The following is a 12054-nucleotide window of genomic DNA, read 5'->3' as shown; positions in this document are numbered from 1 at the left end:
CCGGTCACATCCAGAACGTTCGACTACGCCATCGTCTTGTCGCCGTCGAATTCCGCCTGACGCAAGGCGGCACGGATCAGAAGCCGAGCCGTACCGTTCGGATCGCTGCTGCGACCGACAGTTCGCGGTTCTCCTCGATCGCGTTGTCGTCCTCATGGTGCCAGGAAGCCGACAGGCAGCCATAGGCGATGGCGTGATCCAGTATTGCCGCCGGCGTCTGGCTCAGCGTTCGCGCAAAGACTTCAGCCATCCCGGCAATCCGTGGGGGATCGAGACAAAGGTCGTCGCGATCAAGAGGATTGTAGAACATGTTCGCGGCATCGAATCCCGGGTCGCCGAGAACGCCCTTCGGATCTACCGCCAGCCAGCCGCGTGCTCCGTGCATGATGTTGTCGTGATGGAGGTCGCCATGCAGCGGCCTGACATCATGCGGACCACCCAGCAGCCGGTCGGCGATTTCCGCCGCTTCGACATAAAGGCTGTTCCGGCCAACGACACGGTCGGCCTCCGCTTTCTTGAACAGGCTGGAAAATCGTTCCCGAAGCGGCTGCAGGTCGGGCGGAGCGGGGTGATCCGATGGCGAAAACAGCTTTGCCATCACCTCCGCCGCGATTTCCGTGGCGGCCAAATCTCCCTGCTCGGCAAGAACATGCGACAGCATGGTCTCCCCGGCATATTCGAGCAACATGGAATGCCCGTCGCGGCCCAGCAGCCGCACGGCGCCTTCGCCGCGCCGCCAGGCAAGGAAATGCTCGCCGCGCAACTCGTCTGCGACGTCATCGAATGGCTTCAGCGCCTTGACGATCGCCGGCGAGCCGTCCTCGCGCCGCACCTTCCAGATGCGGCTCGAAAAGGTCTCGGCGATGAGCTCGGGCGCGCTGATCTTCCAACGGTCCGGAAATGCCGGTGCCGCCATCAGAGGCCGAGCATCAGGTCCATGTTCTGTACGGCAGCCCCCGATGCCCCTTTGCCGAGATTGTCGTAAACGGCGAGCAGCAGGGCCTGCGCGCGCTTGTCATTGGCAAAGACGTAGAGCTTCATTCGGTTGGTGCCATTGTAGATTTCCGGATCGATCTCCGGAATGCGCTCCACATGCGCATAGGGCGCCACTTCGACCACGCCGCCCTTGATGGCGGCGAAATGGTCGGCGATGGCTGCATGGAGTTCCGCACCGGTCGGCACATGGTCGAGGCCACCGAGCTGCAGCGGCACCACCGTGATCATGCCTTGCGCGAAATTGCCCACCGCTGGCTGCATGATCGGATCGTGCGACAGTTTCGCATAGGCCCTGAGCTCCGGCACGTGCTTGTGCTGGAGGGTGAGCCCGTAGGGCAGGAATTCAGAGGCGTCCTCGCCCTTGGCGACATAGTCCTCGATCATCGGGCGGCCGCCGCCCGAATAACCCGAGATGCCGTTGACTGTGACCGGGAAATCCGCAGGCAGCAGGCCGGCGGCGACCAGCGGCCGCAGCGTCGCGATCGGTCCCTGCGGCCAGCAGCCGGGATTGGCGACGCGTTTCGCCGCCCCGATCTTCTTCGCCTGCTCCTTGTCCATCTCGGCAAAGCCATATTCCCAGCCTTGCGCTACGCGATGCGCGGTCGAAGCATCGATGACCCTGGTGGTCTCGTTGGAGATCAGCGACACGCTCTCCTTCGCCGCATCGTCCGGCAGGCACAGGATCGCAACGTCGGCGGCATTGAGGAATTCGGCTCGCGCCGCCGTTTCCTTGCGGCGCTCGGCGGGAATTGAAATGATCTCCAGGTCGCCGCGCTCGGCAAGCAGCGCCCGGATCTGGAGACCGGTGGTGCCGTGCTCGCCGTCGATGAAGATTTTCGGTTTCATTGGCTGATCAAATTCCCTGATATCGAAAAACTATATGCCGTTGCCTTGGTTCACCGCGGCGCCGTTGTGGCTGCCGTTGTTCAGCTCTTCGAGCCGTGCTTTCCGCTCGGCCAGCAGGCCAAGATACTGCATGGCGATCATCGAGCCGGCAATCGCCGTTATATCGGCGTGATCGTAGGCCGGCGCAACCTCCACGACATCGGCCCCGACAATATCGATCTGATTGAGCTGGCGCAGCGTCGACAGGATCTTTGCAGAGGACGGCCCGCCGGCGACCGGCGTGCCAGTGCCGGGTGCATAGGCAGGATCAAGGCAGTCGATATCAAAGGTGAGATAGGTCTTCTTGCCGCCCGTCCTGTCGACGATGGCGTAGGCGATGTCGGATGCACGCATCTCCTCGATCTCGTGACCGTAGAGGATCTTGATGCCGAACGTGTCGGGCGCGTGGGTGCGGATGCCGATCTGGATCGAGCGGTCGGGATCGATAATGCCTTCCTTGACCGCGCGGCCGACGAAGGATCCGTGGTCGATGCGTTTGCCGTCATCCTCCCAGGTATCCTGGTGCGCATCGAACTGCACCAGAGCGAGCGGGCCATGGATTGCGGCATGTGCCTTGAGCAGGGGCCAGGTGACGAAATGGTCGCCGCCCAGCGACAGCAGGAAAGCACCTGTCTTCAGGATCTTGGTCGCCTCGCGTTCGATCGTCCCCGGCGTCTTCTGGTGGTTGCCGGTATCAAGCAGACAATCGCCATAGTCGACCACCGCGAGGTGCTCGAACAGATCGCGCGAAAAGGGATATTGCGGATCGTTGTCGAGGATTGCCGAGGCGCGGCGGATCGCCTGCGGCCCGAAACGCGCGCCGGGCCGATTGGTGACGGCGGCATCGAAAGGGATGCCCCAAACCACAGCGTCCGCGCCTTTCACATCCTTCGTGTATCTGCGTCGCATGAACGACAGCGCGCCGGCATAGGTCGGCTCCAGCGAAGCGCCCGTCTTTGAGCGGGCTGTGAAGGCATGGTCGATGTTCTTGTTCGCCATTACGGATCCTTGGTTTTCATCGGGGTGCAACAACTACAGAACCGGCACGCAACATGCCAGTCACAGCTTGGGGAAACGAAACGGCGCGGGCGCGGTGCCGCCGCGAGACAGGATTGTATCATCATGGCGCAGACCGCGTTTCTTGATTCTCCCCATGGCGCGGCGTCGATCCAGTCCGGCACGGTGGCGGGTGAGCGGTTCCTGGTTCTCGATTCGTGGCGCGGCATCTGCGCCCTGCTGGTGGCGCTGTTCCACTTCCCGACCGCTTCGACGATCTCGCAAAGCGCCTTTGTCGGTTCGTCCTATCTGTTTGTCGACTTCTTCTTCGTTCTCTCCGGTTTCGTCATCGCCAGCTCCTATGGCTGGCGGCTGAACCAGCCGCGGGAGGTCGCACGCTTTGCGGTGGTGCGCTTCGGCCGCATCTATCCGCTGCATTTTCTCATGCTCGCCGCCTTTGCCGGATTCGAGCTGCTGCGGCTGATGCTGCCGCAGGTGCATGGCGCCGGTGCCGCTCCCTTCACCGGCGGCTTCAGCCTCCAGAGCCTGCTTGCCAACCTGCTGCTGCTCCAGGGGGTCGGCTTCGAGAACCAATTGACTTGGAATGCGCCAAGCTGGAGCATTTCGGCGGAGTTCTTCGCCTACCTGTTGTTCGCGGGAGTGGTCTTCACCGCCGGGGCACGCGCCTGGGTGTGGTTCGTCGCCGCCGCCATCACCGCGCCGCTGTTTCTGCTTGGCTTCTCGACCCACCATATGGATGTGTCCTTCGATTTCGGCTTCATACGCTGCCTGTACGGCTTCTCGCTCGGCGCCTTGCTTGCCTGGTTCCAGCATGATTCCATTGCAGGCGCGCGACAGGCGCTTGCCCGGACCGGCCCGTTGCTGAGCTGGACCCTTGCCGAAATCGTCATGGCGGCTGTCATTGTGCTTTTCGTCGCACTGGCGGGCGACAATGATGCCGGGATCGCAGCACCGCTGGTGTTTGCACTGGCATTGTTTCTCTTTGCTCATGAGGGGGGCTGGATCAGTGTCTTTCTGAGAACCCCACTCATTCTGACGCTCGGCGCGCTGTCCTACTCGATCTACATGGTCCACATCTTCGTCCAGGCGCGCATGATCAATGTCGCCGGCCTGGTCGAGCGCAAGCTCGGCCTCGGTCTTGTCGGCGACATCGTCTTGCGCGGAGAGCCGGCGACCGGCTTCGGCGCCGGCTGGGCGGGGGACGTTGCGATCCTCGTCATGCTTCTTGTCACGATAGGTGTCTCCTGGATCACCTGGCGTTGTGTCGAGATGCCTGCGATGGCCTGGTTCCGCCGACTGTCGAAACGCATCTGAGGCGACATATCGCGGCAACCGCTAGCCGGCTTCGTTCACCTAGATGTCACGGGCATCGCCTATTCCCGGTTTGATCCGGAATGGAGCGATTCTCGATGCGGACCTTCTGGCCGAGCCTTCTGCTTTCCGTCACGCTGGCGGCTTCCGCCAGCCAGTCAATGGCGGGCGAAACCCGCGCCAGGCAGATCCTCGACCGCTTCGAACATGCCAACCATTGGCGCGACCACGTCATGGTGGCCGCGCATCGCGCCGGCAGCATGCAGACCGGCAAGAGGCTGTATGCGGAAAATTCGCTCGCCGCCGTCGAAGGCTCGATCGCGATTGGCGCCGAGATCGTCGAGGTCGACATCCGGCGCTCGAAGGACGGCGAGTTTGTCGTCATGCATGACAGCTGGCTTGATCGCACCACGACCTGCAAGGGTGAGGTGGTTAAGTACACGCTGGCCGAACTGAAGAGCTGCCGGCTGGTGATCGAAGGCACGGGCGCCGTCACCGACGAGACAGTCTCGACGCTGCGCGAGATGCTGCTGGCGACCCGGGACAAGATCCTCATCAATCTCGACAACAAGCTCGAGGTTGGGGACCTGTCGGGTATGGTCGCGGTGGCGCGAGATCTCGGCATGGCCGACCAGGTCATCGTCAAGGAAAACCTGTGGAGCCAGACCAGGATCGCTACGGTGAAGGCTGCCATGGAAGCGGTCGGCAGCGGCTTCCAGTTCATGCCGATCATCGCCGACGACGCAGTGCATGACGCCGGTTTCGTCGCGACGGTCGACCATGCTTTTGCGCCGCGCGCGATCGAGTTGATCAACTGGCGCGCCGGCGCGGAGACGTTGACCGAGACTGGCGGAGCGCTGTTCAGCACGCGCATGCGCGCGGCCGCGGTGAGGGGCGACTGGCACATCTGGGCCGACACCTACGCCATCGTCAACAAGCCGGGCGGCTTCCTTGCCGGCGGCCGGGGCGATGAACTGGCGGTTCAGGCCAGCCTGCCGCGTGAAGCCTGGGGCTTCTGGGCCGATCGCGGCGCCACCATCATCCAGACCGATGAGCCGAAGGCGGCGATAGGCTGGCTGGCGGCAAATGGGTTTCGCGTGCCCTATGCGGGGACGGGCGAACGCGTCGAACCTGCCGCGACCGCCAGCATCAATTGATTTGCCGCGGCTGAAGTTCCGGCCTGGTGTCGCAGGCCGGCGCCTGCTGACGCAACGGTGTCAGGGAAAACCCGTTATCCATGGGCATGCCCGATACCATCGTTATCAAGCGCCCTGCCGCCTATGCCGCCACCGTTGCTGCGACCAGCCTCGGCTTCGTGGTCGTGCAGCTCGATGTCTCCATCGTCAACGTCGCGCTGAACAGGATCGGTACTGGGCTGTCGATGGGGGTCGGCGGCCTGCAATGGGTCGTCGACGCCTACACGCTTGCCTTCGCCTCGCTGCTGCTCGCCGGCGGCGCCCTCGGCGACAGGGTCGGCGCTCGCCGCGTTTTCGTTGGCGGCATGGCGCTGTTCAGCATTGCTTCGCTGGCTTGCGGCTTGGCTCAGAGTGCCTGGTTGCTAATTGCGGCGCGCGCTGCACAAGGCGCGGGTGCCGCCTTGCTGATGCCGTGTTCGCTGGCACTCCTCAATCGCGCCTACGCATCCGACAAGGCGCGCCGGGCACGCGCCGTTGGGCTGTGGACGGCGGCGGGCGGCATCGCGCTGTCGGCAGGGCCGGTGCTCGGCGGCTTCATGGTCGCGTCGCTTGGCTGGGCCAGCATCTTTCTGGTCAACCTGCCCATTGGCGCTCTCGCCATCTGGATGGCTTATCGGTTTCTGCAGGAAACGCCGCTCAAGGCCGAGCGGCCGCCGATCGACTGGGTGGGGCAGGGACTTGTCGTGCTGGCGCTGTTTTCGCTGACCGGCGCCTTTATCGAAACCGGTTCATCGGGCTGGACCTCAATGCCGGTCATCGGCGGACTGGTATTGGCGGCGGTGGCCGCAAGCCTGTTCCTGCTGGTCGAGAGCCGGACGAGGGCGCCGATGTTTCCGCTCGGTCTCTTTGCCAGCCGCGTGCCGGCTGTGACTAGCCTCGTGGGACTGGCCGTCAACCTGACGCTCTATGGCACGATCTTCATGCTCAGCCTGTATTTCCAGCAGGAAAGGCATTTTTCTCCCGAAATGACAGGGCTGGCCTTCCTGCCGTTCATGGCGGCAGTCACCCTGTCGAACATTGCCGCCGGGCGCATTGCCGCAAATCATGGCCCACGATCGCCCATGGCGATTGGCCTGTTCGTCGGGGCAGCCGGTTTCGGACTGATGGCGCTGATCCAGGCCGATACGTCCTACCTGTCGCTGCTGTGGCGCCTGCTGTTCCTGCCGGTCGGCATTGGTCTTGCCGTACCGGCCATGACCACCGCGCTGTTGTCTTCCGTGCCGGCGGAGATGTCGGGAACGGCATCGGGCGTGCTCAACACCGTGCGCCAGTCGGGTGGCGCGATCGGGGTGGCGCTGTTCGGATCCGCCTTGGCGCTGGGCACGATCGAGGGCATGCAACTGGCATTCCTGGCCTCGGCGCTCGCGGTGGCCGGCTCGGCACTTTGCGCGTTCCTGTTCATCCGCGACGCCGACCATTCCGCTCAATAGTAATGCGCAACGCAAAAAGGCCGCCCGGAGGCGGCCTTTCGGTTGTGAAGCTGCGATGCGCTTAGCGCTTCGAGAACTGGAACGAACGACGGGCCTTCGCCTTGCCGTACTTCTTGCGCTCGACGACGCGGCTGTCGCGGGTCAGGAAGCCGCCCTTTTTGAGCACGGCACGCAGCGCCGGCTCGTAATAGGTCAGCGCCTTGGAGATGCCGTGACGCACAGCGCCGGCCTGGCCCGAAAGGCCGCCGCCGATGACGGTGGCGACGATGTCGTACTGGCCCGAGCGGTTGGCGGCGATGATCGGCTGGTTGAGGATCATCTGTAGGACCGGACGCGCGAAATAGGTCGCGAATTCCTTGTCGTTGACGACGATCTTGCCCGAACCTGGCTTCACCCAAACACGCGCGATGGCGTTCTTGCGCTTGCCGGTAGCATAGGCGCGGCCCGACTTGTCGAGCTTCTGGACATGGACGGGTGCCGCGGCCTGCGTATTGGTGTTGCCGGTAGCGGCGCCCAGTTCTGCGAGCGAGGAAAGCTCAGCCATCTTATGCGACCTTCTTGTTCTTGGAATTCAGCTTGGCCACGTCGAGCACTTCTGGCTGCTGGGCGACATGCGGATGCTCGGCACCTGCATAGACGCGCAGGTTCTTCATCTGGCGACGGCCGAGCGGGCCACGCGGCACCATGCGCTCGACGGCCTTCTCGACGACACGCTCGGGGAAACGGCCTTCAAGCAGTTGGCGCGCGGTGCGCTCCTTGATGCCGCCGGGGTGCCCGGTGTGCCAGTAATAGACCTTGTCGGTGAACTTCTTGCCGGTGAACACCACCTTGTCGGCATTGATGACGATGACATTGTCGCCGTCGTCGACATGCGGGGTGAAGGTCGGCTTGTGCTTGCCGCGAAGATGATTGGCGATAACGGTGGCGAGACGGCCGACGACGAGACCTTCGGCGTCGATCAGGATCCACTTTTTCACCACATCCGCAGGCTTCTGCGAAAAGGTTGTCATGTTTTCTGCTTTCGGTTCGGACCTTCCCCAATCCACAAACGATAAGGAAGGCGTTTCTTGTTGCTTGGATTGGCGAAAAGCGCTTGCCCGCCGCCAATAACAAAACGGCGGCCTTTGCGGGCCGCTGCTTCGTGAGGGCTTATAGGGGAGAAGGGTAGCCCTCGTCAAGCATCATTGGGATTCAACGAAAACGAAAAACCGTTAAATTTCAAGGGCTAAACTATGTGGTATTATTTTACAACACGGCCTACCGCCAAAACGGCTGGTATTTCGCTCACCGCCGGCCACTCGTCACTGCAAGCAGGAGTCTGATGCCGACGGCGACCATAATGGCTCCGGCTAGCCTTCCCTGCCACACGACGAAGCTGCTTCGGCGCGACAGCCAGCCGCCGACCGCGCCGGAGGTCAGCGCGATGGCGCCGAGGACAACCATTCCCATCATCTTCATAGTCGTGCCGAGAATGACGAACTGCAACGCCGCTGGACCGGCCCAAGGGTGAACGAATTGCGGCAGCATCGCTAACATGAAGGCAAGCGTCGTCGGATTGGTGAGATTGCAGATCATGCCCTGCCGGAAAGCGGCAGCAGTGCCACCGGTGTTGGCAAAGGCAGAGGTACGACTTTCATCCTGCCGGCGCGCCAACAGGAATTTGACCCCGATGGCGATCAGATAGATGGCGCCGACGATTTGGAGAAAGCTGTAAAGAGGCGGCGAGGATGTGATCAGCGTGGCAAGTCCCATCGCAAGTAATGGAATTTGTACGACGCCGGCCGATACGCAGCCTGTCGCGGCCGCCAGCGCGTGGCGCCAGCCCTGTCCGACGCCGCGACTGATCACAAGCATCATATCGGGCCCGACGCCGGAAAGCTGGTAGGCAAGCACGGCGCCGAGAAAGGCAAGGTATGTGGCCAGATCGGGCATGCCGCAAAACGGACGTGTCGATCGGGAGTTCCGGCCAGGATGCCGGATCGGCCTTCTCCGTGTCAGCGTTTCGGCGGGATCGAATAGGTTCCGGTGGCGTGCGCCACTGTCTGCCCTCCGGGCCGGCGACGATGTCGATGTCGAAGACCATCAGGTTCTTTCCGAGCTTCAGGATGCGGCAATGGCCATCGATCGGTCCCGCTTCCGCCTTGCGGACGAAATTGATGTTGAGATTGGTGGTGACCGAGAGCGCATCCGGCCCGGCATGGCTGAGCACGCAGACATAGCCGCCAATGTCGGCCAGCGTGAACAAGGCGGGGCCGGACACCGTACCGCCGGGACGCAAATGCCGTTCGCCGGCATTAAGCCGCACGGTGCAGCCGCCGGGAAACACGTCGGTTGCCTCAAAGGCCGCGCCCTTTTCGTTGAGCTGCGGAAACACGGTCTCCATCAGCGCATTGACCTGGGCTGCTGTCAGCACCGGCTCGAGCTTGGTCTGGGCGGGCATTTCGGTCCTCATTCTGCGCCAAGCCTGTATGGGCGAAGCGGCGCGTTTCTGGCAACACCTTCATCCTACTGGCGCAAGCGATACGGTGTTGATGAAACCCCAGCCGATATTAGATACGCTGCCAGCGGAATGGAATCGCGGAGACCTTAGCCATGGCCGAAATCCTTGCCATCAAGCCTGTCGCAGTTGAAGGGCCGGTTGCGGCTAGCCGCGACGAGGGCGTGCTGCGCCTGACGCTTGCCAATCCCCCCGCGAACGCGCTTTCCCTGGCGGTGATGGCGGCGCTGACGGAGGAACTGGACCGTGCCAGGGCCGACAAGGCCGTTCGCGTCATAGTGCTGTCGGCGGCCGGAAAGGTATTCTGCGCCGGCCACGATCTCAAGGAGATGACAGCGCGCCGCGCCGACGCCGATCGCGGCAAGGCCTTCTTCGAAGAGACGTTTGCCGCCTGCGCTACGCTGATGCAGGCGATCGTGCGCCACCCCAAGCCGGTGATCGCCGAAGTGGATGGCCTTGCCACCGCCGCCGGCCTGCAGCTTGTCGCCAGTTGCGACCTCGCCATCGCCTCGCATGAGGCGACCTTCTGCACGCCGGGCGTCAACATCGGCCTGTTCTGCTCGACGCCGATGGTGGCGTTGTCTCGCAACGTCTCGCGCAAGCACGCCATGGAAATGCTCCTGACTGGCGAAACCATCGATGCCGCGACCGCCAAGGAGTTCGGCCTGGTCAACCGCGTCGTGCCGCGCGAGTACCTGAATCAGATTGTCAACAAATACGCCCAAACCATTGCTTCAAAATCATCTTCGGTGCTGAAGACCGGCAAGGAAGCGTTTTATGAGCAGGCCGAGATGGGGCTGGCGGATGCCTATGCCTATACCGGCCGGGTCATGGTCGAGAACATGCTGGCGCGTGACGCCCAGGAGGGCATCGGCGCCTTTATCGGCAAACGCAAGCCGGAATGGACCGACGAATAAGGACGAAAGTCATGGAGCCGCGCATCTCCATCATCACCATCGCCACCGACGATCTCGATCGTGCGGTGCGCTTCTACGAGACGATGGGCCTGAAGCGTCATGCCGGCATCACCGATGGCGTCGCCTTCTTCCAGATGGGTGGTGTTATACTCGGCCTGTTCCCGCGCGTCAGCGCCGAGGAGGATTCCGGCATCACCTTCGCCAAGGCGCCTTCCGCCGTCTATCTCGCCTACAACACCCGCTCCGATGCCGAAGTCGACGCGGTGCTTGCGATGGCTGAAGAGGCCGGCGGCCGCATCGTCAAGCCGGCAGGCCGTGCCTTCTGGGGCGGCTGGTACGGCTATTTCGCCGATGCCGACGGACATGTCTGGGAAGTGGCGCACAACCCGGCCTTTCCGATCGCGGAAGACGGTACGATCTCGCTGCCCGATTGATGGCTCACCGCAGGCAGTTGACGCGGCTCAAGGCGCCCTATCTCAAGCGCATTCTGCTCGATTCCGAGCGGGTGACCGATTGGGAAAAATACCCGTGGAACCTGCCGCTGTTTCGCGGTCACGCCTTCGAACTCGAATTCACCACACCAATTACCATCATCGTCGGTGAGAACGGCACCGGCAAATCGACATTGCTCGAGGCGATCGGCGCGCTCGCCGGTTACGACGAAGCCGGAGGCGGCAAGGGCTACCGGCCTGTCGACCATTCCGGCGCCATCGACAGGAGTGGTGCCGCGCTGGCAGATACCTTCCGTGGCCATTGGTTGCCAAAAGTCACCGCCGGCTGGTTCTTTCGCGCCGAATCCTTCTACTCGGTGGCTCGCTATCTTGACCAGGTGGCCCTGGAAGATCCGTTCAAGCCACCTCCGCCCGACTTTCTGTCCTGGTCGCATGGCGAAGGGTTCATCCGCTTCTTCGAGGAACGTTGCCGCAGGCAAGGCATCTACATCCTCGACGAGCCCGAAAGTGCGCTGTCTCCATCGCGCCAGATCGAACTTCTCAAGATGCTGCGGCGCATGGATCGGTCGGGCACTGCGCAAGTGATCATGGCGACGCATTCGCCGCTACTGATGGCCTGTCCAGGCGCGCGGCTGTTCCGCATCAGCCGGTTCGGGCTAGATTCGACCGATTTTCGTGATACGGACCACTTCCGCATGATGCGCGATTTCAGCAGTGATCCTGATGGCTTTCTCGCCGAGGCGTTGTATGAGGACGAGCCATGAATCACGATAGCTATGACAACGCCTACATCGCCGGCATCCTCAATTCGGTGAAGACCATCGCCATGGTCGGCGCGTCCGCCAACGACGTTCGTCCAAGCTATTTCGTGTTGAAATACCTGCTGGCCAAGGGGTTTGAGGTGTTCCCCATCAATCCGGGCCATGCTGGCAAGGAGATACTCGGCCGTACGGTCTATGGCAGCCTTGCCGAGATTGCCCAGCCCATCGACATGGTCGACATCTTTCGCGCCTCGGCGGCGGTGGCCGGCGTTGTCGACCAGGTGCTGAAGCTCGATCCCCTGCCGAAAGTGATCTGGATGCAACTCGGCGTGCGCCACGACGAAGCCGCCGCACGCGCCGAAGCCGCCGGCGTCAAGGTGGTGATGAACCGCTGCCCCAAGATCGAATATGGCAAGCTGTCCGGCGAGATCGGCTGGACCGGGGTCAATTCCGGTGTGCTGTCGTCGAAGAAGCCGCTGATGCGGTCGGGATTCCAGAGTTTCGGCGTGCGGCAAAAATAGACAAGGGGAAGGCGCAAAATTATTCCGGCAGGAGCCGTATTTTCCTGCTGCCTGGTCGAAGATGACACGCC

At 62.6% G+C, this 12054-nt stretch carries 13 protein-coding genes and 1 pseudogene; 7 read left to right on the top strand and 7 right to left on the bottom strand.

The annotated features are described in order from the left end of the window. Nucleotides 1-76: 76 nt before the first annotated feature. From FJ972_RS19860 to speB, 3 genes are read right to left on the bottom strand one after another with little or no spacing between them, the layout of a single operon-like run. Nucleotides 77-919 carry an aminoglycoside phosphotransferase family protein gene (locus FJ972_RS19860; protein ID WP_210239843.1) on the bottom strand — a complete coding sequence of 281 codons (843 nt, stop codon included), beginning with the start codon at nt 917-919 and terminating at the stop codon, nt 77-79. Beyond that, the gene (gene argC / locus FJ972_RS19855; RefSeq protein WP_140493968.1) at nt 916-1842 is read right to left on the bottom strand and encodes an N-acetyl-gamma-glutamyl-phosphate reductase; all 927 of its coding nucleotides are present in this window, start codon (nt 1840-1842) and stop codon (nt 916-918) included. Before argC ends, FJ972_RS19860 begins: the two co-directional genes overlap by 4 nt. Nucleotides 1843-1872: 30 nt before the next feature. Then, the gene (speB, locus tag FJ972_RS19850; protein WP_140521821.1) at nt 1873-2880 is read right to left on the bottom strand and encodes an agmatinase; all 1008 of its coding nucleotides are present in this window, start codon (nt 2878-2880) and stop codon (nt 1873-1875) included. A gap of 123 nt (nt 2881-3003) precedes the next feature. On the opposite strand from speB, the gene FJ972_RS19845 reads away from it, so the two are divergent. From FJ972_RS19845 to FJ972_RS19835, 3 genes are all read left to right on the top strand, one after another. Then, nucleotides 3004-4212 (top strand): acyltransferase family protein, encoded by a 1209-nt coding sequence (locus FJ972_RS19845; RefSeq protein ID WP_140521823.1) that lies wholly within the window; start codon nt 3004-3006, stop codon nt 4210-4212. 95 nt (nt 4213-4307) lie between these two features. Next, entirely contained in the window at nt 4308-5366 is a 1059-nt protein-coding gene (locus FJ972_RS19840) for a glycerophosphodiester phosphodiesterase family protein (protein WP_140521825.1), read from the top strand. Between the two features lie 80 nt (nt 5367-5446). Then, entirely contained in the window at nt 5447-6835 is a 1389-nt protein-coding gene (locus tag FJ972_RS19835; RefSeq protein ID WP_224646253.1) for an MFS transporter, read from the top strand. Nucleotides 6836-6896: 61 nt separating this feature from the next. Here the strand turns inward: FJ972_RS19835 and rpsI are convergent, their stop codons facing one another. The 4 genes and pseudogenes from rpsI to FJ972_RS19815 all read right to left on the bottom strand — a co-directional run bounded on the left by rpsI (nt 6897) and on the right by FJ972_RS19815 (nt 9275). Then, a complete protein-coding gene (rpsI, locus tag FJ972_RS19830) occupies nt 6897-7379 on the bottom strand; it encodes a 30S ribosomal protein S9 (RefSeq protein WP_140493960.1) in 483 nt (160 codons plus the stop codon). 1 nt (nt 7380) lies between these two features. Continuing rightward, on the bottom strand, nt 7381-7845 hold the full coding sequence (gene rplM / locus FJ972_RS19825) for a 50S ribosomal protein L13 (RefSeq protein ID WP_010915638.1): 465 nt from the start codon (nt 7843-7845) through the stop codon (nt 7381-7383). Nucleotides 7846-8119: 274 nt separating this feature from the next. After that, a complete protein-coding gene (locus tag FJ972_RS19820) occupies nt 8120-8767 on the bottom strand; it encodes a LysE family translocator (RefSeq protein ID WP_140521827.1) in 648 nt (215 codons plus the stop codon). A 62-nt stretch (nt 8768-8829) separates the two neighbouring features. Then, a pseudogene (locus tag FJ972_RS19815) lies at nt 8830-9275 on the bottom strand (PaaI family thioesterase). Nucleotides 9276-9427: 152 nt separating this feature from the next. Between FJ972_RS19815 and FJ972_RS19810 the strand changes: the two are divergent. Genes FJ972_RS19810 through FJ972_RS19795 form a run of 4 tightly spaced genes read left to right on the top strand, consistent with a single transcriptional unit; the run spans nt 9428 to nt 11983 of the window. Further along, a complete protein-coding gene (locus tag FJ972_RS19810) occupies nt 9428-10249 on the top strand; it encodes an enoyl-CoA hydratase (protein ID WP_140521829.1) in 822 nt (273 codons plus the stop codon). Nucleotides 10250-10260: 11 nt separating this feature from the next. Beyond that, entirely contained in the window at nt 10261-10683 is a 423-nt protein-coding gene (locus FJ972_RS19805; RefSeq protein WP_140521831.1) for a VOC family protein, read from the top strand. Then, nucleotides 10683-11465, top strand: a complete 783-nt coding sequence (locus tag FJ972_RS19800; protein ID WP_140521833.1) for an AAA family ATPase — start codon at nt 10683-10685, stop codon at nt 11463-11465. The genes FJ972_RS19805 and FJ972_RS19800 overlap by 1 nt, the downstream gene beginning before the upstream one ends. Further along, the gene (locus FJ972_RS19795; protein WP_140521835.1) at nt 11462-11983 is read left to right on the top strand and encodes a CoA-binding protein; all 522 of its coding nucleotides are present in this window, start codon (nt 11462-11464) and stop codon (nt 11981-11983) included. Before FJ972_RS19800 ends, FJ972_RS19795 begins: the two co-directional genes overlap by 4 nt. Nucleotides 11984-12054: the final 71 nt, after the last annotated feature.

It is taken from the genome of Mesorhizobium sp. B2-1-1, from assembly GCF_006442975.2.
Taxonomy (GTDB): domain Bacteria; phylum Pseudomonadota; class Alphaproteobacteria; order Rhizobiales; family Rhizobiaceae; genus Mesorhizobium.
Note: the sequence above shows the minus strand (reverse complement) of the source record. Positions and strands in the feature narration are given on the sequence as shown.